Annotated in this window: 18 protein-coding genes; 8 read left to right on the top strand and 10 right to left on the bottom strand. The window is 45.8% G+C overall.

Going from position 1 to position 26,723, the window contains the following annotated elements; all coding sequences use genetic code 11:
- Window positions 1–330: 330 nt before the first annotated feature.
- The 5 genes from C5O23_RS02735 to C5O23_RS02715 all read left to right on the top strand — a co-directional run bounded on the left by C5O23_RS02735 (window position 331) and on the right by C5O23_RS02715 (window position 10,495).
- Window positions 331–4,905: a translocation/assembly module TamB domain-containing protein gene (locus C5O23_RS02735; protein ID WP_205743419.1), complete on the top strand. Its 4,575-nt coding sequence runs from the start codon at window positions 331–333 to the stop codon at window positions 4,903–4,905.
- Between the two features lie 55 nt (window positions 4,906–4,960).
- On the top strand, window positions 4,961–7,222 hold the full coding sequence (gene tamL, locus C5O23_RS02730; protein WP_107031426.1) for a translocation and assembly module lipoprotein TamL: 2,262 nt from the start codon (window positions 4,961–4,963) through the stop codon (window positions 7,220–7,222).
- 239 nt (window positions 7,223–7,461) lie between these two features.
- Window positions 7,462–7,962: a TlpA family protein disulfide reductase gene (locus C5O23_RS02725; protein ID WP_107031425.1), complete on the top strand. Its 501-nt coding sequence runs from the start codon at window positions 7,462–7,464 to the stop codon at window positions 7,960–7,962.
- A gap of 59 nt (window positions 7,963–8,021) precedes the next feature.
- Window positions 8,022–8,432: a hypothetical protein gene (locus C5O23_RS02720; RefSeq protein ID WP_124075598.1), complete on the top strand. Its 411-nt coding sequence runs from the start codon at window positions 8,022–8,024 to the stop codon at window positions 8,430–8,432.
- Window positions 8,429–10,495: a DNA topoisomerase 3 gene (locus tag C5O23_RS02715; protein WP_107031423.1), complete on the top strand. Its 2,067-nt coding sequence runs from the start codon at window positions 8,429–8,431 to the stop codon at window positions 10,493–10,495. Before C5O23_RS02720 ends, C5O23_RS02715 begins: the two co-directional genes overlap by 4 nt.
- 267 nt (window positions 10,496–10,762) lie before the next feature.
- On the opposite strand, the gene C5O23_RS02710 is transcribed toward C5O23_RS02715, so the two are convergent.
- The 7 genes from C5O23_RS02710 to C5O23_RS02680 form a co-directional block, all read right to left on the bottom strand.
- The gene (locus tag C5O23_RS02710) at window positions 10,763–12,214 is read right to left on the bottom strand and encodes a flippase (RefSeq protein WP_107031422.1); all 1,452 of its coding nucleotides are present in this window, start codon (window positions 12,212–12,214) and stop codon (window positions 10,763–10,765) included.
- Between the two features lie 558 nt (window positions 12,215–12,772).
- Window positions 12,773–14,188, bottom strand: a complete 1,416-nt coding sequence (gene rlmD / locus C5O23_RS02705; protein ID WP_107031421.1) for a 23S rRNA (uracil(1939)-C(5))-methyltransferase RlmD — start codon at window positions 14,186–14,188, stop codon at window positions 12,773–12,775.
- Window positions 14,189–14,365: 177 nt separating this feature from the next.
- A complete protein-coding gene (locus C5O23_RS02700; RefSeq protein WP_107031420.1) occupies window positions 14,366–15,244 on the bottom strand; it encodes a CPBP family intramembrane glutamic endopeptidase in 879 nt (292 codons plus the stop codon).
- A gap of 19 nt (window positions 15,245–15,263) precedes the next feature.
- Entirely contained in the window at window positions 15,264–15,977 is a 714-nt protein-coding gene (locus tag C5O23_RS02695; RefSeq protein WP_107031419.1) for a tRNA1(Val) (adenine(37)-N6)-methyltransferase, read from the bottom strand.
- Between the two features lie 8 nt (window positions 15,978–15,985).
- Window positions 15,986–16,948, bottom strand: coding sequence for a PCMD domain-containing protein (locus C5O23_RS02690; protein WP_240597618.1), 963 nt, complete (start codon window positions 16,946–16,948; stop codon window positions 15,986–15,988).
- A gap of 59 nt (window positions 16,949–17,007) precedes the next feature.
- Window positions 17,008–18,381 carry a DNA repair protein RadA gene (gene radA, locus C5O23_RS02685; protein ID WP_107031417.1) on the bottom strand — a complete coding sequence of 458 codons (1,374 nt, stop codon included), beginning with the start codon at window positions 18,379–18,381 and terminating at the stop codon, window positions 17,008–17,010.
- Between the two features lie 61 nt (window positions 18,382–18,442).
- A complete protein-coding gene (locus C5O23_RS02680; protein WP_107031416.1) occupies window positions 18,443–19,207 on the bottom strand; it encodes an RNA methyltransferase in 765 nt (254 codons plus the stop codon).
- Window positions 19,208–19,421: 214 nt separating this feature from the next.
- Here C5O23_RS02680 and C5O23_RS02675 point away from each other — a divergent pair, with 214 nt between their 5' ends.
- Entirely contained in the window at window positions 19,422–20,810 is a 1,389-nt protein-coding gene (locus tag C5O23_RS02675; RefSeq protein ID WP_107031415.1) for a RapZ C-terminal domain-containing protein, read from the top strand.
- The gene (locus C5O23_RS02670) at window positions 20,807–21,541 is read left to right on the top strand and encodes a nucleotidyltransferase family protein (protein WP_107031414.1); all 735 of its coding nucleotides are present in this window, start codon (window positions 20,807–20,809) and stop codon (window positions 21,539–21,541) included. The genes C5O23_RS02675 and C5O23_RS02670 overlap by 4 nt, the downstream gene beginning before the upstream one ends.
- On the opposite strand, the gene menD is transcribed toward C5O23_RS02670, so the two are convergent.
- Window positions 21,516–23,204 (bottom strand): 2-succinyl-5-enolpyruvyl-6-hydroxy-3-cyclohexene-1-carboxylic-acid synthase, encoded by a 1,689-nt coding sequence (menD, locus tag C5O23_RS02665; protein WP_107031413.1) that lies wholly within the window; start codon window positions 23,202–23,204, stop codon window positions 21,516–21,518. The genes C5O23_RS02670 and menD overlap by 26 nt on opposite strands.
- A gap of 115 nt (window positions 23,205–23,319) precedes the next feature.
- Between menD and C5O23_RS02660 the strand changes: the two genes are divergently transcribed.
- Entirely contained in the window at window positions 23,320–23,874 is a 555-nt protein-coding gene (locus C5O23_RS02660; protein WP_107031412.1) for a DUF4924 family protein, read from the top strand.
- Window positions 23,875–23,898: 24 nt separating this feature from the next.
- Here C5O23_RS02660 and lpdA read toward each other — a convergent pair whose 3' ends face one another.
- Window positions 23,899–25,227 carry a dihydrolipoyl dehydrogenase gene (gene lpdA, locus C5O23_RS02655; RefSeq protein WP_107031411.1) on the bottom strand — a complete coding sequence of 443 codons (1,329 nt, stop codon included), beginning with the start codon at window positions 25,225–25,227 and terminating at the stop codon, window positions 23,899–23,901.
- A gap of 7 nt (window positions 25,228–25,234) precedes the next feature.
- On the bottom strand, window positions 25,235–26,716 hold the full coding sequence (gene gcvPB / locus C5O23_RS02650) for an aminomethyl-transferring glycine dehydrogenase subunit GcvPB (RefSeq protein WP_107031410.1): 1,482 nt from the start codon (window positions 26,714–26,716) through the stop codon (window positions 25,235–25,237).
- Between the last annotated feature and the right edge of the window lie 7 nt (window positions 26,717–26,723).

Here is a 26,723-nt window from a genome sequence, read left to right as displayed (position 1 = left end):
ATAACGAAAAAATATTAATGTGATACAATTTTTTGAGCCCGAACTGCTTTTTGGCTGTAACTTTCAACGATGACCGAATGCCATTTTAACTTTCTAAAGAAATTTTAAAACAATTGTAGTACTTTTGTGGTTTATATAGCATATCGTTTAACATTCTAATTTTAGTGCGCCTTGAGTCATAAGATTGGTAAAAAAATCCTTAAAGCATTCCTTTGGACGGTATTAAGCATTGTTCTATTGCTTATGCTTATGCCGGTTTTGCTTTATGTGCCCTTCCTTCAGGATTTTGCAGTTGGAATCGCAACCGAACAAGTGGCAAAATCGACCGGAATGAAAGTCGAGATCGGCAAGTTGCGTCTTGGCTTTCCCTTGCGTCTTAAAGTCGAGAACACAACGGTAGTTCAGGCCAATGGAGATACGATGCTGACTTCAGGTCGGATGTCGGTCAATGTCAAGCTTATGCCCCTTTTAAAAGGAGAAATCGAAGTAGCCGGAGCCTCGCTTGACAACAGTTTCTATCAATTGGGCAACAGCGATTCTCTCATGTGGCTACGGGCTAATATCCGAAAGGTTGACATTGACGGCACGGATATTAATTTGAACCAAGGCGATATCAACCTTTCACGTGCGGATATCGAGGGTGTAAGAGTAAAACTACGGATTCTTCAGGATTCGACATCCGCTCCTCAGGACACAGCATCATCCAAGCCGATGAAAATAAAAGCTGGCGTTATAACTCTTCGTGACCTGAGCTACTCGATGGAGATGCTTCCGACAATTGATTCTCTTGGGTGCAATGTAGATATGATGTCACTCTCGGATGCTTCTGTAGATATGGCCCGGAAGACTATTTTGGGCCGCAGCCTTAAAATTGACAGCGTATCTGCCACTTATATTTATCCATTGCTTGAGTCAACAGCGTCAATATCCGGATCCGAAGAAGAGGAAGAGGATGAAACCACTTCTGAATTGTGGACAATTTCAGCTGACACTATCAGACTGACAGCCAAAAGAGGTCTTTATGCCCAGCGCGGAGCCAAACCGGCTTCCGGATTCACTCCATCATATATAGATGTGTCAGACATTACCATTGAAATTGATTCATTCTACAATAAAGGTGCCGCCATACGTGTTCCGCTCAAAAAGTTTAACGCCAGTGAATTCTGTGGCTTGCAAATTCATGCCGACGGTAATTTTTCTATGAATCAGGATCTGATCTCTGCGTCCGGATTTTCTATCGAGACACTCAGATCTTCTCTCAGATTCGATGCGGAAATGGGAATGGGCGATCTGATGACTGACCGGAATCTACCGTTGATGCTTAAAGCTTCTGCTCGTATAGATCCCCATGAAATCTCCGGGGCATTCCCTGATATGGCCGGTATGCTTAAACCATTGACCCCGATATCGCTTTCGGCTGATATTGATGGCTCTTTTGGCCGATTGAATGTTTATAATCTCGATCTGCGCATGAGTCCCTTAGCCCATGTGGCGCTTGAAGGAGAGATCGACAATCCGTTCAGCCCGGAAAAAATTGGCGGCGAACTGTCAATAAAAGGGAATCTTGCTACAATCACAGACCGCCAGTTCGCTTTTTTGCCGATAAAGAAAGTGCCTGCTCTCGGAATCAACGGAACTGTCAATTATCATCCGGGGCGTGTCACCGGCTATGTTGATCTGGCTACTGGTAGCGGGCATCTTGCCGGCAGTGGCAAATGGAATGGTCGTTCAGAAGGATATGATGCGACTCTTAATATCAGCGAATTCCCTGTAGATGCATTCATGCCGGAACTGGGGATAGGGAAAGTTTCAGGTACGTTTGTCGTGGACGGCAAAGGTTATAATCCGATGAACAGGAGTTCATTCGTTGACGCTAATGCGAAAATTGATGCGATAGAATACAACAAGGCTGTTTACAAGAACATCGCATTAAACGCATCGCTTCATGACGGAAAGGCCACCGGCACACTTGAAAGTTCCAACTACAATGCTGATGCGACCGTCAGTTTTGACGCACGGCTTGATCGTGATACAATTCTATGGGATCTGAATTCAGATGTCAGGAATCTTGACCTGATGGCTTTGGGTTTATCTGATTCACTCAACAGAGGCTCTGTTGATCTCAACTCAAAAGGATATTTCAATCTGGCCACACAGGCTATTGATGCAACGGTTGACGTATCCCATCTGACATGGAATCTCCCTGCCCTTGATATAGTATTGTCCAAGCCGATATCGGTTGATCTCAACTCTTCCGATTCGCTGCTGAACGCAGGGATAGTAAACGGAGATATGGATCTACGCCTTCATTCGCCGGTATCACTGTTTTCATTTGTAGACGGACTGAATGCCGGGCTGAATGAAATCAATCAGCAAGTCGACAGTATGCGCATCAACGTCAACAGGCTGCACTCCGCTTTCCCTCGTATGGATATGGCTTTGACTATGGGACGCGACAATATTGTGTCTTCTTATATTCGGGAAAGTGCAAAAACACAGTTCGACCATCTGTCTGCAGGAATCCACAATGACAGTGTGATATCATTCAGCACACTTATTGATGGATTCATGACCGGTAGCACCAGTCTTGACTCAATCTCATTAAATGCGATTCAGCATGGTGATTATCTGATTTATAGAGCCGCCATAAATAACAAACCGGGCACTTTCGATGATTTTGCACATGTGACTCTGAATGGCTTTGCCGGTGTCAACAGGTTTACGGCCTACATGAATCAGAAAAATATCAAGGGCGAGAAAGGGTTCAACATTGGCTTATCCGCCATTTTGGAGGACAGCGTGGTCAGTGTCAAGTTCGTGCCGTTGAAACCGACTATCGCATATAAGCCCTGGACTATCAATAAGGACAACTATATCAGTTTCAATCTTGCCAACAAGCACCTTGACGCAGATCTTGAACTTATGGGTGAAAAAAGTTTTGTAAAACTGTTCACTGAGATTCCGGCCGGAGTCGATTCGGCAAGCCATAGTCATGGTGCCGGTGCCCCGCAGGAAGACCTGGTGCTTCAGATTTCGCAGATCCACCTTCAGGACTGGCTCTCGATCAATCCGTTCGCGCCTCCGGTCAAAGGAGATCTTAATGCAGACATGCGCTTCCGTTATGACAATAATGTGCTGACCGGCAAAGGGTTCATTGGTCTCAAAGATCTTTTCTACGGGAGAGAGAGAGTCGGGACATTTGATCTTGATGTTGATGTAGCCAATTCAAAGAATGGCAAACTTATGGCCGATGTCAGTCTGATGGTTGACTCTGTCAAGACAATCACTGCACAGGGTGTGTTAAATGACTCCACATCCGGCACACCGTTTCTTCTGGATTTCCGCATGATCCGCTTCCCGCTGAAAGTGGTCAATCCATTTATTCCGCAGGGAATGGCAACAATCAGCGGAATGCTTAACGGCGAAATGGAGATAACCGGAGACTTTAGCAAGCCTGTATTCAATGGATTCATTAATTTCGATACTACTGCTGTCAAGGTAAAGATGCTTGGAACTTCATTCGGTTTCTCAGACGAAAAAATTCCGGTAGACAGCGGTATCATATCTTTTGATGATTTCGATATAATGGGATGCAACAAGAATCCATTGAAGATCAACGGATCTGTTGATGCCAGAAATATAGCCAATCTTGGTCTGAACCTATCAATGAAAGCATCAAATATTCAGATTGTCAACAGCCAGAAAGCTCGTGGAGCCGATGTCTATGGCAAAGCATATCTTGATGTCAATGCATCAGTCAAAGGCAATATGAATTTTCTGCGGGTCAATGCAGATCTCCGTGTGCTTCCTCAGACCAATGTTACATATATACTATCTGAAACCACAGAAACACTTTCTGCTCAGAGTAGCGAGGATATGGTGCATTTTATCCAGTTTAATGACACTACCAATATGGTGATGGCTGATTCGGTAGTAGCCAAAACAATGGCATTGGACCTTGAAGCCGCATTGCATCTGGAGCATGGATCTACCATAAACGTAGACTTGTCAGCCAACGGAAGCAACAAAGTGCACATACAGCCGGAAGGAGACGTTGTGTTCACAATGTCTGAACTCAATGGGGACAGAATGATAGGACGCATAAACATCAACAATGGTTTTGTGCGCTATACACCTCCGTTTATGAGCGAAAAGCAATTTGAATTCCAGGAGGGATCATACATATCATTCAATGGCGATATGATGAACCCGATCCTAAATATTCATGCCGTTGATGTGATGAAAGCCAATGTCACTCAGGACGGGCAGAATTCCCGTCTAGTAAATTTCGATGTGATCCTTTCGGTGACCAATTCGCTTGACAATATGGACGTGGCTTTCGACTTGGCAACAAATGACGATATCACAGTTCAGAACGAACTTGCCTCGATGTCTGCCGAGCAGAGAGCAAATCAGGCGATGAATATGCTGCTATACAATGTTTACACCGGAGCCGGGACCAAGGGCAATGCCAATCTGTCAGGCAATCAGCTATATTCATTCCTGACATCCAAGCTGAACTCGTGGGCCGCCAACAACATTCGCGGGGTTGATATCTCATTCGGCATTGACCAGTATGACAAGACTTACTCCGGATCTACTTCGACCACTACATCGTATAGCTATCGTGTCAGCAAATCTTTCTTTAACGATAGATTCAAGATCGTGGTGGGTGGAAACTACTCTACGGATGCTGATGCAGATGAAAATTTTTCACAAAATCTCATCAACGACATTTCGTTTGAATATCTTCTTAATCAATCAGGCTCTATGTATATTAAAATATTCCGGCATACCGGATATGAAAGTATTCTGGAAGGTGAGATAACACAGACCGGAGTCGGATTTGTACTGAAAAAGAAACTCAACACACTTTGGGAACTCTTCGGTATCAGACGGGATTGATGTATTTGTATAATAACTCTAAAAACAGCAGGCTTTGAAAAAAATACTGATCTTAATGGCAATCGCATCCGTGCTTCTGTCAGGCTGCTCGACAACAAAGAGGCTTGGCAAGGATGATATTCTGTATACCGGGCTTAAGGGTGTGGAAATCAAAACTCCTGACAAGCAGAAATTTCCGTCTGACGTGCGTTCATCTCTTACAGAGGCTGTCTCTGTGAAGCCAAACAACTCGCTGTTAGGATCAGCGTCAGTCCGGTATCCGTTTCCTCTTGGCCTTTGGGTCTACAATAATTGGCCGAATCCTCCCCAAGGGCTTAAGCACTGGATTTATGAAAAACTTGCTTCAGAACCTGTCCTGGTGGCAGATGTGCGCCCTGAAGTCAGAGTGCATATGCTTGACCAGATCCTGGACAATAATGGCTATTTCTCCGGGACATCTTCTTATGAGCTTGTTCAGAAACGGAATAAGAAAAAGGCCTCGATACTTTACAAGATTGAGGCCGGCAGGCCATATATGATCGATTCCATAGTATTATTGCCTGATACTGTATTGTTGAATCATATTATTGATTCTGTGGCTCGAAAGTCGAAATATTTCCAGCTCGGTTCTCGCTATTCAACGGATTCTCTTGCAGCGTTGCGTGTAGACATAGCCAATGCTGTCCGCAACAGAGGCTATTATTTCTTTCGCCCGGACTATATACAGTATCTTGCGGACAGTACGATAAACAAAGGCAACATAGCGCTCAAACTTGACATTGCCGACAATCTTCCGCCGATGGCACTGAACCGTTACCGGACAGGAGATATCACCACCTATATATATAGGAATAGGGGAGGAGGGATACCTGATACTACAGAAACTGCCAAGGGAACTCTGATCCGCTATCTCCCGTCAAGGCTTCGAGACGGGCTGATTCCATCATGCATCGCATTCCGTGAAGGGCGCACATTCTCCGTAAGGCAGATGAATGCTACACAAACCCGACTGGCCCGGCTCGGCATATTCAACAATATCAACATAAATGTCATCCCGGATACACTTCGAAAAAATGACAATCTGCTCAATGTCGTGATTGAATGCACCTACGATAAGCCTCTCGAAGCCTCTGTAGAAGCAAATGTGTCTTCAAAATCGAATTCTTATCTTGGACCGGGTGTCACATTGGGTCTTACAAACCGCAATCTCTTCGGCGGCGGTGAATTGCTGACGGTTTCTTTGACCGGCGCATACGAGTGGCAGACAGGATCGGGCAGACACAATTCAGTGTTCAATTCCTATGAGGTAGGCCTGAATGCCACGCTGGCGTTCCCGCGTTTGCTTGCGCCAAGATTCATTCCTCGATCACGCAGAGAGTTGAGCTGGACTAAAATATCATTAGGCGCAGATCTGCTTAACAGACCGCACTATTTCAAACTCAGCCAGTTCAATGCCGGTTTATCTTATGACTGGCAGTCGTCCAAGTATATCTCCAATACTTTCACGCTGTTTAAACTCACATATAATAAGTTGCAGCATACAACCCCGGTTTTTGATTCGATAATGAATGCCAATCCGGCGATTGCTTTGAGTTTCCAGAGTCAATACATACCACAGATGTCCTATAGCTTTGTGTATGACCGCACTATGCGCAAGAATACCATCAACGTGCAGTTTACGCTACAGGAGGCCGGCAATGTATTCTGGTCAATCTATGAGCTATGTGGCAAAAAGGGCGAGAAAACACTTTTCAGAACGCCATTCTCCCAATTTGTAAAAGGATATGCGCAGGTAGTATATGGAAGGCGTCTTGGCGGAAACCACTGGCTTGTCAGCCGTCTTGGCTCTGGAGCCGCATACGCCTACGGCAATTCATCTCAGGTGCCTTATAGCGAGCAATTCTACTGTGGTGGAGCCAATTCGGTACGGGCATTCACCGTCCGTTCGATTGGTCCCGGCTCATACCGTGCGCCTGCAGATCAGATCAACGGCTATTTTGACCAGACCGGTACGTTTACTTTCATCGCCAATACTGAATACCGTTTTCCCATACTTGGACCGCTTCATGGTGCGGTATTCCTTGATGCAGGCAATGTATGGACTCTCAAAAATGAACCTTCCCGCCCCGGCGGACAATTGCGGGCCAAAACTTTTTTTAAAGATCTTGCATTGGGAACTGGTGTAGGTCTGCGCTTTGACATCTCGATGCTGGTTATCCGAGGTGATCTTGGAATTGGAATCCATGCCCCGTATGACACCGGCAAGAGGGGTTATTACAATATGGAGTCGTTTAAAAAGTCTCTGGCCTTCCATCTGGCCATAGGCTATCCGTTCTGAAAGGATATATATTAAGAGGTTGTTTAAAACCAATAGTTAAAATCTGAGTGGTGTATCTTTTAGATAAATTGATGCAAATGAGGGAGGAGCATAGCGAGCTATGTGACTGAGACGAAGAGTCATAGGCGCCCAAAACTTTCGTTCAGATTTTAACTATTGTTTTTAAACAACCTCTAAGTGGTAGAACTTTTAAGAGTTTGAATTGTCTTTATAGATAAGGACTTTTCAAACTCTTTTTTATGAAAAAGATTTTTAGCTACATAGCTTTCTTCGCAGCGATAGTTTTGCTGATATCCGCCTATTCCGAACGCGTGATGAAGGCGGAAAAAGGCTATACCGCCCCGGAAATAGAAATGCTTGTCAATGATTCCGTGGAAGTCTCACTGAGCCAGTTGCGCGGAAAATATGTGCTGGTCAATTTCTGGGATAGCGAGAATGCAGTCTCTCGTATAGCAGCCGGCGAATATGACCGTTATTTCAGAAACAAGACATATACCGAACCTTTTACGATCCTTTCGGTCAATACCGATTCAGATCCGAAGTTTTTCAAAGAAGTCGTTAAGAAAGATAATCTGGAAGCCAGTACGCAGTTTCACATCACTGATGCAAAAATGAAAAACCTCGAAGCTGACTATCGGCTGAATCACGGATTTGCATCATATCTCATTAATCCTCAGGGTAAAATCATAGCTGTGAACCCATCGATCAGTTGTCTTCAGACTTATCTGACGGGCAGTTAATCAAACCTCAAAGGTTGTCAGAACAAATAATTCTCACTAAATTTGCACTACCATTCATCATGAAAAGATTTTTTATTTCTGCGGCAATAATGGCTGCCATCAGTTTTTGTTCAGAGGCAAAAATAGTCAAAGACTATGAGTCTGCGTCTGATAGCACATTGTCGTTCCAAGCGGACAGCATTGACTACCGCTCGGATCTCACACGTGTATATGGCAAGCTGATAGGACGTCCCCACACTTCAAACCGTATTGACGGAGTAAGTCTGACATGTCTCGGTTCCGCTGTGACTTCAACAGATATCGATGGCGTGGATTTCCAGCGCTATTTCCAATGGGAGGACAATGGGCAGATACCTGTGGAAATTGACTTCCCGGCACTCAAGAACACTTCTGAAATTCAGATTCTTTTCATGACAGTACATGGTCCGTCAACCACCACCGTCAAGAAGAAATCGTTGCACCGTAAATGATACTCTGCATAACTGAGAAACCAAGTGTAGCAAAAGATATCGCCGCAATACTCGGCGCCAATACCCGCAAGGAGGGTTATTACGAAGGAGGAAACTATAAAGTGACCTGGACTTTCGGCCATCTGTGTACCCTTAAAGAGCCGGGGGATTATGAAGAGAGATGGAAAAGATGGTCTCTTGGTATGTTGCCCATGATCCCGGCTCGGTTTGGGATCAAGGTTATCAATGATTCCGGTATAGAACGCCAGTTTCGTGTAATAGAAAATCTGATTGCCGAAGCTGACGAAGTGATCAACTGCGGTGATGCCGGGCAGGAAGGAGAGCTCATCCAGCGGTGGGTGATGCAGAAAGCATCGATCAAATGTCCGGTCAAGCGGCTTTGGATTTCATCACTTACCGATGATGCCATACGCGAAGGTTTTGCACATCTGAAACCAGAATCGGAATTCAATAATCTATATCATGCCGGCCTTTCACGCGCAATCGGAGACTGGCTGCTTGGTATGAACGGCACACGTCTGTATTCTTTGAAATATTCATCACCGGGCAATGTATTGTCAATCGGACGAGTACAGACACCTACACTGGCCCTGATTGTCCAGCGCCATTTCGAAATTCAGAATTTCAAACCGGAAGATTACTGGGAACTCAAAACTTTGTATCGCGGAGCTACGTTCAATGCCACAGCCGGACGTTTTCACTCTCCGGACGAAGCAACAGCAACATTGGATGAAATACGTCAGTCACCGCTGGTAATCAATGACATACAGGAGAAAAAGGGTAGGGAAGCCCCTCCAAGACTTTTTGACCTGACATCGTTGCAGGTTGAGTGTAATAAAAAATGGGGATGGACGGCAGACGAGACTCTGCGACTGATACAGTCTCTATATGAAAAGAAAGTAACTACTTATCCGCGAGTAGACACCACATACCTTTCTGAAGACATATACCCGAAAGTTCCGGGTATTCTACGGAACATGACTCCTTATGCAGCATTGACTGAATCATTGCTCACATCAAAGCTGCCTAAGAGTAAAAAAGTCTTTGACAACTCAAAAGTTACGGATCACCATGCCATAATCCCCACAGGTCAGTCACCGGCAGTGCTGATCGGCAATGAGCGACAGCTATATCATCTGATCGCATTGCGCTTTATCGCTGCATTCTATCCCGATTGTCGTTTTCTCAGTACAACTGTAAGCGCTACTGTGGGAAAGCATGGCTTCAAGGCTACCGGAAAAGTGATCGAAGATGCCGGATGGCGGAAACTGTATGATGACACTCCTGCAGAAGAATCTAAAGATGACACTTCTGATGATAGAATTTTACCTGAATTCAAAGTAGGGGAGAGCGGCCCTCATGAACCGGCATTGCAGCAGAAAACAACCCAACCTCCAAAATATTATACCGAAGGAACCCTTTTGCGGGCAATGGAGTCTGCCGGTAAAACGGTAGATGATGAAACATTACGTGAAGCCATGAAAGAAAATGGTATTGGACGTCCATCTACCCGTGCGGCAATAATTGAAACACTATTTAAGCGAAGATACATCTATAGGAACCGCAAGTCAATAATGGCCTCGCAAGCCGGGATTGAGCTAATTGAGACTATCAATGAGGAACTACTCAAAAGCGCCAAGCTTACCGGCCTGTGGGAAAATAAATTGCGACGCATTGAACGTGGCGAATATTCTGCCACTGAGTTTATCAATGAACTTAAAACGCTTATAAATCAGATTGTTATTAGTGTTCTAAGTGACAACACACGATCTAAAATTCAGATTGAGGTTGAAAGCAAAGGCAAGAACAAAGGAGGCGACTCAGAACCGGCAAAAAGCAAGGGAGGAGACAAGCCACGCAAACCTCGTACTCCCAGCGTCCGCAAATTTGAACAGATCGAATGTCCGCTTTGTGGCCAAGGTAATCTGATAAAAGGTAACACCGCTTTCGGATGTAGCCGTTATCGTGAAGGTTGTACCTTGCGGTTGAACTTTTCAGAATATCCTGAGACCCTGACTCCCGCAAAACTAAAGAAACTATTGGTTACAAATAAGAAAAAGTAAAATGGCAAAACAACAGTCGCTACCGGTCAATTTGAAAACAACGTAGCGGCTGTTGTTCTTATTAATCGTTGCAAAGGCAGAATGAAAAAGGAGAGGAGTAAAAACGGCTCAATTTAAGCATCCTGCTCAAGATCAAAAAAACGCGTAAAACAATTTTACATAATAGTGATTATGGGCATATATTTATTTCTGATTCATTTCAAGACTCCAGACTTTTTCTTGATATGTGTGGAATTAAAGGTCTAACTATAAAAACTCTCGCTCATATCAATGACCTGAGATTTTTTTGCTTTTGATTAAATCTATTATTTCAAAAAGCATCTGATCTTTAAGTATCCATAATGTCACACCATACACGGTAATTCCAACACTAAATCCTATAATCAATCGTCCGAGATCTGACATCGGGAATGTCTGGCTGAGATATATTGCAATGCCCATAACCGTGGTGGCTGTTATCACTTTCCATTTAATCAGCTCTGAGATTTTGAACGGATAATATAACCGCCCTAACACTATCTGAATAACCAGTATAGACAATTCAGCGGCAAATGTGGCGATTGCCGCACCTTTAGCCCCCAACGGCGGCATGAGTATGATATTGAGACAAATATTCATAATCGCCCCTCCACTGGCCCCAATAATCAGAAGTTTGACTTTATCCATCGGATAAAGTATCTGAATTCCCATCAGGTTGGTAAGGCTGATAAATACGATTATCGGTGCTGAGATATACAGCACGGGTATAGACTCTGAAAATTCGGGCCCGCAGAATATCATAGTTATTGGGCCGGCAAGCAGCATAAGCCCGACAGTAATCGGCAATGCGAGAGTCATTGTCAGATTGAGAGACTTGTTTATGACCGATGAAAAACTTTCCATATCACCGGATTTTATAAGGTGGGAGCAACGCGGCAATAGCACTGTACCCAATGATGTGATCAGAGTGAGACAGATATTGGATATTTTATTTCCGGCAGTAAAAAAGCCTACAGCTTCGTCTCCGCTAATGAATCCGAGCATGACTGAGTTCAGCAGTAAGTATAGGCTTGTGATCAGATATAAAGCAAAGATTTTTAGCGCCGGGCGAAGATGGCTGATAATCTGCAAATCTTTAAACTCGATGTCTTTGACTGATATATATTTTCTAAGATGAATAAAGTTTGCGATATAGTTGCCGACAGTTGTACCGACCATAACAAAACCGTAAGCTATCAGATCGGATGATGATCTGACAAAGGCAAACAGCGACAATGCCGCCAAGGTTCTGATAGCGATTGCACGTATGGTTATAAATTTAAAATCTTCAATGCCCTGATAGAACCATTCCGATCCGATGGAGGTGAAAAATATCGACAGACTGAGTATATAAAATAGCGTCTGGTTGCTATGAATCTGAGGTATGAATCTCGCCATTAAGAATACAGCCACATAAGCGCACATGCACAGCATAAGGCTCAACGACAGAATTTCAACCACAAATTTATCTCGTAAGGACTTATTGTCGCGGTGTTTTGCCACTTCCCTGACGGCATATGCCGGAATTCCGAGGGTTGAAAATAGAATTATATATAATATTATTGAGTTCAAAAAGTTAACAGTCCCTATCCCTTCCGGCAGCAGCACTCTTGCCGCATATGGAAAAGTAATGACAGGAAAAACAATTCCGGTAATAGTATTAAGGCCATTAAGGATTATATTTGTCTTGATTGAAGACATTGGTTCCGACAGAAAATTTTAAAATAATACAACCATATATCAACCACGACAAAGGTAGACAAATCGCTTCAATTATGCAAGAAATCCAAAATTCAAATCCTGTTAACACTATTTTTAGCAAATAAACATCATTTTCACGCATTCTAAGCCCGGTGTTGGTTAAATGCTATGCTCTTTTGTTAAGTTGCTTGTATATGAGCTATTATCATATTAAATTTGCATCGAAAACGAAAAAATAACTCCTGAACGTTAACAGAATTAAGACTTCTCAAATACATATACATGAAACAACAACCAAACATGCATTTCTGCTGAATCATTTGAAGACACAACCATTTCTTATCCTTTTCTGAATTTAAAATTACCGCTATTTCCCTTATTCCAAATCAATTGGCAGTTATCACCTCCTGATATACAATCCAGAATCGGGCATAACGTGAGCCCGATCAGATTTTCAGAAGATGAGTTTGAGAAAACGAATACCGATAATTAGAATTGATGATTATAATTTCGAGCGCTCCACTGCGTGATGCAGCGGGCGCTCTTTTGCTGTATACGTCATTGATTCCTTAATGTAAGTGCGGCTACATTCTCCACATGCTGGGTGTGCGGGAACATGTCTACCGGCTGTACTGCCTCAATATCATACTTCTCATGGAGCAATGCCAGATCACGGGCTTGGGTAGCCGGATTGCAGCTGACATAGACTATCCGCTTTGGCTCGGCTTCCAAAATTACTTTGACCACATCATCGTGCATGCCGGCTCTTGGAGGATCGACAATCATCACATCAGGATGTCCGTGTTCAGCTATGAAGTCTGATGTCAATACATTTTTCATATCGCCGGCATAGAATTCTGTATTGTCCAACCCGTTGATGCCGGCATTTATTTTAGCATCGTCAATGGCCTCAGGGACATATTCGATACCGACTACATGCCTGGCATTGCGGGCAACAAAGCAGGCAATTGTACCGGTTCCGGTATAAAGGTCATAGACCAGCTCGTTTCCGGTCAGTTTGGCGAAATCACGGGCCACGCTGTAAAGCCTGTAGGCCTGCCGTGAATTTGTCTGATAGAATGACTTGGGGCCTACTCTGAATCTAAGACCCTCCATCTCCTCTTCAATATATTCCTTACCGCGATAAAGGTGAATGGCCTGATCTGAGATCGTGTCATTGACTTTTGTGTTGACGACATAGAGCAGCGATGTGATTTCCGGGAACTCAGCGGCTACAGCTGATAGCAATGTCCCGATTTTTTCTTCATCGTTTTCGCCGAATACCATTACAGCCATTACTTCTCCGGTAGATGCAATACGTATCATCAACGTACGTAACAGGCCATGCTGCTCCCTTAGGTCATAGAAGGAATAGTCATTGTCCATGCCAAATTTCTTGACAAAAAGTCTCAACCGGTTACCGAGATCATCCTGCAGATGACATTTGTTTATATCCAATACCTTGTCGAAGGCGCCTGATATATGGAATCCTGCTGCCCGGCGCTCCGGGAACTCCTCTCCTGAACGCAATTGATCGAATGTGAGCCACTTTTTGTTTGAGAATGTGTACTCCATTTTATTCCGGTATTCCCAGATTTCTTCTGATCCCAAAATAGGAGTCAGTTCCGGATATGGAATCTTGGCTATGCGCTGAAGAGCGTCCTCAACCTGCTTTTGCTTGCATTTGAGCTGGAATTCATATGGCAGATGCTGCCATCGGCACCCTCCGCATAGAGTGAAGTGTTCGCATTTTGCCTCGACTCGTATTGGAGAGGGCTGTGTCAGACGTTCGATATGTCCCTCCGCATAACTACGCTTTTTACGGTCAATCTTCACATCAGCGATATCTCCGGGAGCACCGAACGGTATGAACACAACCATTTCGTCAACCCGCGCGATGGAATTGCCTTCCGCCGCCACATCCAGTATTTCAACACCGCTTAAAAGCGGCAGATCTTTCTTCTTTCTTGCCATCTGTGTTTGTTTGAATTACTTAACTTACAAAAATTTTCGTCGGCAATTGGGAATAAGAGCCATTTACCGACGAGTGGAGTATTTCAGTAAGTTAGGTTAAGATAATTTCTACAATTATTTATTGTCAAAATTAATATTTATTTCGACATCAATCAATTCGATGAGGTTAATTTAGCACTATTTAACTCTCTGGATGACCGCAGACTTCTGCTCTCTATGCAAACGGAATATAATGAAGACGGTCAATATTGCCGAAGCCAATATGAGCATCGGCGAATCAAGCCCCCATTGATCAATCGAGCTGTCTCCCCCACCCTCTGAGATTTCACCGGACTTCCATGTGGAATAGACCACTATTGAGTTGTTAAAGGCATGTATTATAACCGGCAACCACAAAGACCGGCTCCACCACAACAGATAGCCGAAATAGGCTCCAAGCAATAGTCGCGGAACGAAACCGAAAAACTGCATATGGATGGCACTGAATATGATCGCTGTAATCCAGATCGACAGATGTATGTTAAGTCTTGATGACAAAAATAACTGTTGCAAAGTTCCTCTAAATAAAATTTCTTCGCTTAATCCTGCCAATATTCCGACTATAAGCAAGTCAATGATCAATGAACTTACAGAGCCATCACCCAGAAGTATTTTCACTGAGGCACGGGCTTCATTTTCGTGAAGCCGCATCCAATTTTCTAATCCGGAAAGGCTTTCAGGAAACACAAGACTGTCATTCATCATAACGATCCAGTTCATCAGAGGAATTGAAACCATCATAGCTGTCACAGCTAATATCAATAGCTTCATGGAAGGTGCTGACTCAATTTTCAGGAAATTTGCCGGCAACGAGGAAATCAATACTGCAGTTATCAAAGACGGAAGGATGAATATGACACAGTCCTGGATGACAGTGGCCAGTCTTAAAGCTTTTGTAGTAGGCCCGTTATGAACCACAAACCCAACTATCAGAGATCCAGCCAAGGCACAGGCCGCAAGCACGATGAAAAATAGCAGGAAGCGTTCAGCCGGTTTGAACCGAAGTTGTGGCAACATAATGTAAAACAATCTTAGTTTATTTATCAAGATAAAAAGGATATGTCAGAAGCTTATAAGCAGTTGAATATTCATTGTCCTCATTGCGGATATATAGATTTTCAGTAACACACCGTGTGTTCATATATCTTTCCGGCATGACCTGCCATAAGATTCGCAATGCCTTTTTGCCTCTTCTCGAAAACACTGACGTCATCCGTCGGGATGCAAGGCGATTACATGAAAGAAGCCATTCAATCTCATCTTTTCTGCCATAAGGCGAAATGAAAGCCATCGAGTCTCCAGGCATCACAAGATGCTGTGCTCCAAGGCTTAGCAGCGATTCTATCCCGAATTCTTCTCCATGCCTTGCAAGCGCTCTGATAGTATCAGGAGATCTCAATGGTTCATTGAAAAACGGGGGGTTCGACACAATCAGTAACGGTGACGAGGCTTTGTCAGGGAAAAAAGATGTTATGTCGTTTTGAAAAACTTCGATCCTATTTTTCCACTGTGAAGAATCCACGTTGGACTGGCAGCACTTAATAGCGTCTCCGTCAATATCAACTCCATAGATTCTCGCCTGTGGAGTGCGCTGGGCCATCATCAGGGAGATCAGTCCGGAGCCACATCCGGCATCAACGATGTTCATAGCACCTTCAACATCAGCCCAGCTTCCAAGAAGCACTCCGTCGGTGCCGACTTTCATCGCACATTCAGAATCATCAATCGAAAATTCTTTAAACTGAAACATGATGAAGCTTAATATCCAAATCCGACATTATCCACATATAACGTCAGCCCCTCAGTGCCGACATAAGGTTCTCCGCTACCGGCAGAGAACATGACTATGATGTGTGTCGGGGTGGAATCGGCGGAATCCCAACCTTCTTCAGTGACCGGGACCATTTTCCCCTTTGAGTTACGGGCATAATAGCGGTCATCGCCGCTACGCAGTTGCAGATAATCAGGCACGGGACCTTTTGAACTTAAATCTCCATAGGTCAGCTGAAGACGATGCCCGTTTGTCCAGGAAGCAGTCTTTGAGAAATGTTCTCCTCCTGTTGCCACCCGTTTTGCATGGATATTGCCGTCAGAATCTTCCCATCGGCGCTGAAGAAACACAAATACCACGGCATTGTCATGTCCCGGAAGTTGCTTTTTTGAGCTGAATCCTGTAGACTTTACACGATAGTTGACATTCGGCATGTCTACCTTATAGTCAAAGACCAGTGATTTAGGCTGTTTGGAAAACGGTATGCCCATTTCCATTTTCGAATATGGATTTTTTGTTGATGTAACCGGTTCAAACATTTTACCAAGAAACATCGAGCCGGCAACCATAACATCCATGTTGATCAGACCGAGCACTTTCACTTTCTCGATCTGAGTGCAGAGTTTCGCGCATTTGTTTTTAGCCGAACGATCCGCAGGATAAACCGCATTAGAAGTTTTGACAACGCCTGACACTTTAGCATAGACATTGCTCGTGGCCCACGGCGAGCCGCCAAGATTTGAATAGGGTTTGTTGCCCTCGATTGTCTGTGTCGGGCCTATCTCATATATAGTCTTGTCATGTCCGCCTATCACAGCCGATTCGTGTATGTGGCGTGTGACCCAGTTGGAGAAATCACCATATTTGATATGCTCCACCGTCTGGGCTGAGACAAAAGAAGCGCCGACAACAGCGGATAAGCTCAAAAGTATGCATCTTAAATTTGTCATTTTCATATTAATCATAGTTGTAACGCTTTAATAGCATAACATGCACTCGTTTAATTTGTTTACGCAAAGAGAGTTCTGAATGCCTCCTCGACCTTTGCCACTTCAACAATTTTAATTCCAAGGCCGGAAGTGTCTATGCCCTTGAGATTGTTGCGTGGGATGATAATAGTTTCCATTCCAAGCTTTTCAGCTTCGCGTATCCGCTGTTCGATGCGGCTGACAGGGCGAACTTCTCCAGACAGCCCGACTTCTCCAGCCATACAGATACGGTTCGGGATGGTTATATCTACATTGGAAGAAAGAATCGCACAGATGACAGCGAGATCCAGCGACGGATCGTTGACTTTCAGGCCTCCGGCTATATTAAGAAATACATCCTTTGCCGCAAGCTTGAACCCGACCCGTTTTTCAAGCACAGCCAAGAGCATATTCATGCGTTTTGAGTCGAAACCGGTCACCGAACGCTGCGGAGTGCCGTAGGCCGCAGTACTGACCAATGCCTGCACCTCGATAAGAAATGCTCTGACACCTTCCATCGTCACCCCGATAGATATTCCGGAGAGTTCCTCGTCATTCTGCGAAAGGAACATTTCCGAGGGGTTGGATACTTCTCTGAGTCCTCGCTGACACATCTCATAGACGCCTAACTCGGCTGTAGATCCGAAACGGTTTTTAATGGACCTCAGAATCCGGTATATATTCTGGCGGTCTCCTTCGAACTGCAGCACAGCATCGACAATGTGCTCAAGCACTTTCGGGCCTGCAATGCTGCCTTCCTTGGTTATATGCCCTATCAGCAATACCGGAACGGAAGTTTCTTTTGCGTATTTCAGCAGTTGGGCGGCACATTCCCTTACCTGAGAGACACTTCCGGCTACTGACTCTATAGCGTCCGAGGCTATTGTCTGTATCGAATCGACCACAACAAGTCCTGGATCAACATCTTCAATGTGATCCTTTATATTCTCAAGAGAAGTCTCACAGACTATATATACATTGTCATTCGGACGCCCGATACGGTCTGCCCGCATTTTCAACTGTTTCGCGCTTTCTTCACCGGAGATATACAGTATTTTTCTGGACCGTATCGAAAGTATGTTCTGAAGCACAAGCGTGGATTTCCCGATTCCAGGCTCTCCACCTATAAGCACAAGGCTTCCGGGCACCAGACCGCCGCCGAGAACACGGTTAAGCTCTCCACTCGGCATTTTGATGCGGGCCTCATCGCTGGTTTCTATCTCATGAATTAGCTGAGGCCTTGTCCTCGTCTGTTTCAGCTTGACAGGAGTGAGCGAACGAGATTTTTTGTCATCTGACACTATCCGCTCCTCTACCATAGTGTTCCATTCGCCGCAAGCCGGACATTTTCCCTGCCATTTTGACGATTCGGCGCCACAACTTGTGCAGAACCACGCTGTCTTATTACCTTTCATCAATTATAAACTATTGCTTAAGAGGCCAGAGACAAGCCCCTGATGTTTCAGTGTCAGATTTTCAAATTCCTCTAAACTTAGCCAGAGTGATGGCTGTGGCTATAGCCGCATTCAGAGATTCTCCTGTCGGCTCGCCTTCCGGATATGATGGTATCAACAGGCGGTCTGTAACAGATTTTTCCACCTCAGCCGAAATTCCGTTGCCTTCATTCCCTATGACAATGACTCCTGTATCTGTCAGCTTGGCATCGCTGATGCTGTCACCATCCAGAAATGTGCCATATACACGCATAGCGCCACTTGCCACGATCATTTCAGTGAGATCGCCATAATGAAGTCTGACTCTTGATATCGACCCCATTGTAGCCTGTATCACTTTCGGACTGTAACAGTCAACAGTCCCTGTCCCGCATAATATGTCGCGTATGCCGAACCAGTCGGAAACACGTATGATAGTACCGAGATTTCCGGGATCCTGAATGCCGTCAAGAGCAAGGACAAGATTTTTCTGCGCGATACCATTCCCCAGATGCAACTCTGGAATATCATAAACCGCAATGACCTCTGTCGGAGTGACAAGGCTTGACATTTTTGCAATTTCTGATCCGGCACATTCTACTATAACCGAACCAGAAAGCTCTCTGCAGTCACGCCTGTTTGCAGCCAGCCAGTCTTTGGTAGCAAACAGATGACGCACGTTAAAAAACGGAAGTGTGTCGAGTACGCATTTGGAACCTTCTGCTTTGAAGGCCTGCTCGCGCCGACGGTGTTTCCGCTCATCAAGTGATTTGATCTGACGGCTGAGATTATTTGTGAGAACTGACATATTGAATTATCAAAATATTTTCAAAGTTAGGTATTTTTATAAATATACGCAAAAGGGCAGCCGAATGAAAGAGCAAATTGGATATTTTGACTAATTTTGCAGCTGATAAGCCACTCATCGCAGTTGCTTAATATCGAATTTGGGAACGGTCTCCTATCCAGGAGTCAAAATCTCAGAGATTGTTTAGAAGTTGTTAAAAAACAAGAGTTAAAATATGCTCTCAACATTATATGCACAGACATTCGGTGTAGACCATTACAAAATCCGTCCTCTTACCAAAGCCGGCAGCAACCGCCAGTATTTCCGCATCTCCGGCCCACGTACTGTTGTTGGAGTCATTGGAACATCTGCCATTGAAAACAATGCGTTCATATATCTGTCCGCCCACTTCTCCTCAAAAGGGCTGCCGGTACCAAAGGTCATTGCAGTGTCAGATGACAGACTGTGTTATATCCAGGAGGATCTTGGTGACAGTTCCCTATTTGAAATGCGCGAAGATATACCCTTATTAAAGCAAACAATTGCCATATTGCCGGATTTCCAATACAAAGGGGCCGACGGGATGGATTTCAACAATTGTTATCCGGTAGCGGCATTTGACAGTCAAGCCATCCTGTGGGATCTGAACTACTTCAAATATTGTTTCCTGAACACAACCGGTGTGCCTTACGATGAAAGACGCCTTGAATCAGAGTTCAGACTGATGGCAACACGTCTGGCCCATTCAGGGAAGCCGACATTCATGTATCGCGACTTCCAAAGTCGCAACGTCATGATCAAAGACGGAGCTCCGTACTTCATCGACTTCCAGGGCGGCCGGAAAGGACCTGTAGAGTATGATCTTGTCTCTTTCATCTCTCAGGCCCGTGCGGCATTCACTCCCGAAGTCAAGGAAGAGCTGATTGAGACATACCTCCAATCCGCATCACGCTATGTGAGCGGAATTGACAGCGGACTTTTCCGGGAGCGTCTTCACGAATATGAACTGCTGCGCAACCTGCAGGTGCTTGGTGCTTACGGCTTCCGTGGAAAATTCGAACGCAAGCCTCATTTTCTGAAAAGCATCCCGCTTGCACTGGCCAATCTTCAGAATCTACTTGCAACAGGGAATGACACCTATCCTTACCTGACTGAGATATTGGCCGCCATGCTTGAACAAGAGTCAATCGATTCGATTACGGAGGAGGTTCGTCCGAGCTTACTGACAGTCCATGTAAGCAGCTTTTCCTATAAAAAAGGCATCCCGAAAGATTATTCCGGCAACGGAGGTGGATTCGTGTTTGATTGCCGCGGCATGGAAAATCCGGGCAGATATGAGGAGTATAAGAGCAGAACGGGTCTTGAGAAACCGGTGATTGACTTTCTTGAATCAAAGGGTGAAATACAGACATTCATGGAAAACTGTTATGGCTTGGTGGATCCGTCAGTGGAATGTTACGACCGTCGCGGGTTCACCTCTTTGGCGGTAAATTTCGGCTGTACCGGCGGCCAGCACCGTAGTGTCTATGGAGCCCAGCATATGGCTGAACATATAAAGACAAAATTCCCGCATGTCAACGTCCGCCTCACACACCGTGAGCAAAATATAGATTGCACATTATGAAAGCCTTCATTTTTGCAGCCGGGCTTGGTACACGTCTTGGCACGATCACGCAGACAATGCCGAAAGCGCTTGTTGAGGTCGGAGGCGAGCCTATGCTTAAAAGAGTTATCCTTAAACTCAAGGACTCAGACATCAGACAGATCGTTGTCAACGTTCATCATTATGCCGACAAGATAATTGATTACCTTAAGAGCAATGACAATTTCGGACTTGACATATCCGTCAGCGACGAACGCGATGCTCTTCTTGATACCGGCGGAGGCTTGCTTAAAGCCAAGGGTCTGCTTGGAACAGATAGCCAGATACTGCTTCATAACGCCGATATACTGACTGATTTCAATCTTAAGGAAATGATAGCCCATCATCAGTCTTCTCAGGCAGATGTGACTTTGCTTGTGGCTGACAGACAGACATCCCGTTATCTGCTTTTCGATAATTCCATGCAGATGAAAGGATGGACAGACATCAGGTCCGGTGAAATCCGAAGTCCGTGGAATTCGGAAGAAATTGCCGGATGCCGGAATCTCGCCTTCGGTGGAGTCCATATTGTCAATCCTTCGGTATTCCCGTTTCTGGCAAAATTCAGTAATGACCCAAAATTCTCGATCACACCATTCTACACATCATCATGCAAAGATCTCAGGATTTGCGGCTTTATGCCCGATGAGTCCTATAATTGGATTGATATTGGAAAACCGGATGCGCTTAAGGCCGCTCAAAATATTGTTTGAGAACATTGGCGGAAAGTTCCGGCGGGGTATTGACTGCCAGAAGGGCCGGCTTCCTATTTTCCGCTACAAATGCAGCGAGCGCCTTCTCCAGTTCTGTTGACGAAGAGGCATCAAAAAAAGCAAAGCCATATCCAGCAGCAAGGTCTTTCAGCGGCAAGCGCGTTCCGACAGCCAGAAATTCTTCCATCTCCGGCAAATCTGAGGTTGAGGAAATGAACCGGAATATACCGCCGCCGCTATTGCACAATACAATCATCTTGAATTTCGGAGAGATCAAAAACGATGACAGAGCGGCGATATCGTATTGGAAACTCATATCACCGCTGATCAGCAGAGTCACCCCACGGTAGATCACTGAGGCTCCGAGCGCCGTGGATGTACATCCGTCTATCCCGCTCACCCCACGGTTGCATTCACTCCGATGCAGATGCGAACAATCCATCAGTTGTGCATAGCGGACCGCCGTGCCGTTTGAAAGATGAAGATTCCAATGACGAGGGATGTGGGATACTATATGCGAGAACGCCGATAGATCACACCAGGGGGCATTTCTTACATATTCATTGTGAGAAGCTGTTGCCTGTCTGTAGATTTCATGCCATTCGGTAGAATAGTCGCACGGAGTTTTGTAAATCTGCAATGCAGATGCTAATTGGCGCAAAAAAACGGCAGCTTCCATCTCTATGCGCAATGAAAGATGCTTGAAACAGTCAACGGTGACGTGTGACAGACCAACGTGCCAGTGTTCCACTCCTTTGTCCATTGAGCGGATCCACTCTTTGACATGTCGTGACACGAGTGCACCTCCAGCCGTTATCACCACGTCCGGCTGAAGTTTTTTCCAATCGTTAGCCGACAAAATTCTCAGCGTCATGTCTATCCTGGAGATGAACGATGGTGAATGGAGATTGGCTATCGACTCAGTCATCACAACAACATTCGGCAACGCGGAAAGTTTCATCAAAGCCCGGTTGAGGCGTTCGTCCGGTTGATGGAAACCGATAATGATCAACACTCTTTTCGGAGAGGCAAGCTTCTCCCCCAGCCTGCGTGCCTCCGGAGTCGCCAGTTCGAATGGCGGAGTAAGCTGACGGATCACACGGCTATCTCCAGCCTTGAATTCGGCCGTCCTGTTCAGTGGCGCATCAAGTCTGACATTAATATGCACCGGTCCTTTGCGACCGCTGACCGCCTCGATCAGCGCATCATTGATCAGACGGTTACACACCCATTCGCCGTTCTCAAATTCAAGATGGGCGCCAAGGTCGCAACTGCGTTTGACATAGGGCGCAAGAGCGTTTTGCTGCCACAAAGTCTGCGAATCATCCTGGTCAATCCATTCTTCCGGCCTGTCTGCTGAAATAACGATTAGCGGCACTCCTCTGTAGAAGGCTTCGGCCACCGCTGGTGCATAATTCAGCAAGGCTGTCCCGCTTGTACACACCAAGGCTACCGGACATCCGCTCTCGATTGCCATTCCCAAGGCTATGAACGCAGCCGAGCGCTCGTCAATGACTACGTGATGTCTCAACTCGTTTCTGCGGACAATGGCGACAATTAAAGGCGAATTACGGCTTCCGGGAGAAAGCACCACATCCTTAATGCCATGAGCCACAAAAAGATCCGCTAAGATATTACATGAGAGTTTGTCGGTAGTAATCATTGTCTGCCTGTCGGATTTGTAATTGTTCGAGGTGCAAATTTACAAAATATTATTTCCGGGGCATGACAAATTAGGCCGTAATGTGTTAATTTTGCAGACACAAATAATCATCAGTATGTATATCGCATCTCAGAAACATAAAGAAAACATAGCGGAATATCTGTTGTATATGTGGCAGATCGAAGATATTATCCGTGCCAATGGCCTTGACATTGAGAAGATCGAAAAAAATGTCATTGACAAGTTTCAGCTTGACCCGGCCCAAAAGAAAGAAATGACTGAATGGTATGAGTCGCTGATTGACATGATGCGCCGTGAGAATGTTGAGAAAAGCGGACATCTTCAGCTCAACAAGAATGTGATCATACAGCTGACCGACCTTCATCTCGCCCTTCTGAAAGATCCTCGTTTCCCGGAATATACGGCTGAATTCTACAAAACACTTCCATACATCGTTGAACTGAGAGCCAAATCCGGCGAAAAACCGACCGGAGAAATTGAGACTTGTTTCAATGCTCTTTACGGAATGCTTATGCTCAGGCTCCAAAGCAAAGAAGTGACTGCCGAGACCCGCCAGGCCATAACTCAGATAAGCCGTTTCCTTGCCCTCCTGTCAAAAGATTATCATCTTGACCGGGAGGATAAACTCTTCCCCCCGGATCAAGAGTGACAATTATTGATTAACCATAGATTTTTATTTTGGTACTGCGGCTTTGACCACTTCAGTCAGAGTCGGATGTGCATGCACGGCTGTAGAGATCGCCGAGGCTTTTAGTCCGGCAGTCATTGCTGTAGCGACTTCCTGCACCAGATCGGCGGCGTGCGCTCCACAGATATGACAGCCAAGAAGTTCATCAGTTTCTGAGTCTGCAATTATTTTAACCAGTCCGTCCGGCTCACCCATAGCCAATGCCTTGCCGTTTGACCGGAACATTGCTTTGCCGATCTTAATCTGACGACCGGCGGCGACACACTGTTCTTCCGTGAGTCCGACCATCGCGCATTCAGGCTGGGTAAATACCGCCGCAGGTATTACGTCGGTCAGTTTTGCCTTACCTAAAGCCACAAGTCCGTGCATATATGCAGCATGGGCGAGCATACAGCGGCCGTTTACATCTCCGATGGCATAGAGTGTCACATTTTCAGGCGCCGTTCCATCAAACGTCACTTTCATGTTGTCATCGACAGCTATTGCGCCACGTTCGAATTTCACACCTGTCTCCTCAAGACCTTCGGGTATAACAGGTCGACGGCCCACTGCCATCAATACCTGTTCGGCTTCTACGGCCTTTGATTTACCCTTGGTTTCGTATTCCACAGTTACTCCCGGTTTGATGGCTGTTACCTGCGCGGATGTAACGATTTCAATTCCTCTCCGTTTGAGAGAAGTCCTTAGGCGTTTGGCGATCTCGGCATCAAACGGAGGCAATATTTCCTTGCAATATTCCAGCACCGTCACTTTGACACCGAATGCTGAAAATATCGAAGCTAATTCCATCCCTATGACCCCGCCACCTATTATAATAAGGCTCGACGGAAGTGTCTGAATTGACAAAATTTCGTCACTTGACAAGGCGAGTTCTTTGCCGGGAATATCAAGCACTGCCGGGCGTGAACCGGTAGCGACAATGATTTCATGGGCGGTATAGCTTTCTCCATTCACCTCCACAGTAGAGGCAGATATGAATTTCGCTTCGCCACGGATCACCGTCACATCCTTGAGCACCATTCCCACGCTTTCTCTGAGGCCGGCAAGAATTTCATCTTTGCGGGCCATGATGCGTGGCAGATCAATCACCGGCTCTCCGGCTGATATGCCGAATTCCGATGAATTGCCTACCGTCATGGCAACTTCGGCCGAACGACACAGGGCCTTCGTCGGGATACAACCGCGGTTAAGACAAGTGCCGCCAAGTTCGTCACGCTCAATTACTGCTACCCTACGGCCGAGGGCGGCTGCCTCGGCGGCTGCTTCATAGCCGCCGGGGCCTGCCCCTATTACGATCAAATCAAAATTTTCCATAGCGCAGTCAGAGTTCAGCGTAAGTCACTACAGGATTCAGAGCCGCAGCCGTGTCATCCGGTTTGCGAATCGGAGTTTCCAGCGGTGCTGCTTTAACCGTTTCAGGATCTTCTGCTGCTTCACGGGCTATCTCCCGCATCACACCGACAAATTCATCCAGCGTCTCTTTGCTTTCGGTCTCTGTCGGCTCGATCATAAGTGATTCATGGTAGAGCAGCGGGAAATAGATTGTCGGAGCATGGAAGCCATAATCGAGTAAGCGCTTGGCGACATTAAGAGTAGTCACTCCTGTCGATTTGTCGGCCAACCCGTCAAACACGAATTCGTGTTTGCAGACACGGTCGATCGGCAGCAGATACAGATCTCGCAGGCATTCCTTGACGTAGTTTGCATTGAGTGTCGCAAGCGGGCCTGCCATTTTCAGCCCATCGGCTCCCAGTGAAAGTATATATGCCAAAGCCCTGAGCTCTACAGCAAAATTGCCGAGCCACGCCGAAATGCGGCCAAGAGCATTCGGCCCCTTCTCTGTCCCGAAATCAAGTTCGAACAACGCATCTCCTCCTCCCGGCTGACGTCTGACCACTCGCGGATTCGGGAGGAACTGTTCCAGGCCGGCTCTTACGCCGACAGGCCCTGCGCCTGGGCCACCGCCTCCGTGGGGAGTTGAGAATGTTTTGTGGAGATTTATGTGCATAACATCAAAGCCCATATCTCCTGGGCGGGCCACTCCAAGCAATGGGTTGAGGTTGGCTCCGTCATAATACAACAGAGCGCCACATTCATGCACAATCTTTGCAATCTCCGGAATATTATGTTCGAAAATGCCAACTGTATTCGGATTGGTCATCATAACAGCGGCCACAGTATCGTCAAGAAGAGCGTGCAGAGCATCGACATCAACCGTGCCGTCTGCAAGGCTTTTGACTTCTACAACTTTCAGGCCGGCTACAGCCGCTGATGCCGGATTGGTGCCATGAGCCGAATCAGGCACAATCACTTTAGTCCTTTTCAGATCTCCGCGGCTTTCATGATAGGCACGGATAACCATCAGGCCGGTGAGTTCACCGTGAGCGCCGGCATAGGGATTCAATGTAAATTCAGCCATGCCGCCAATTTCACTCAACATCTTCTGGAGTTCATAATAAGCTTCAAGCGCACCCTGAACGGTAGCCGACGGCTGGAAAGGATGAAGAGCACTGAATGCGGGCAGTGATGCCATCTCCTCATTGATCTTTGGATTATACTTCATAGTGCATGATCCAAGCGGATAAAAACCGGTGTCGACACCAAAGTTGTTGGTCGACATGTTGTTGTAATGTCTGACAACACTCGGTTCGTCTACTTCAGGAAGTTCAGGCGCGTTTTCTCTAAGAAGATTCGCCGGCAGAGAGGCTAAAGCATCGTCACATCCGTTTTTTGACAGATAATAGCCCTGACGTCCCGGACGAGAGAGCTCAAAAATAAGCTTGCCGTAATATTTTTTATTCATAGCAGTG

It is taken from the genome of Duncaniella muris, assembly GCF_003024805.1.
Lineage (GTDB): Bacteria > Bacteroidota > Bacteroidia > Bacteroidales > Muribaculaceae > Duncaniella > Duncaniella muris.
Note: the sequence above shows the minus strand (reverse complement) of the source record. Positions and strands in the feature narration are given on the sequence as shown.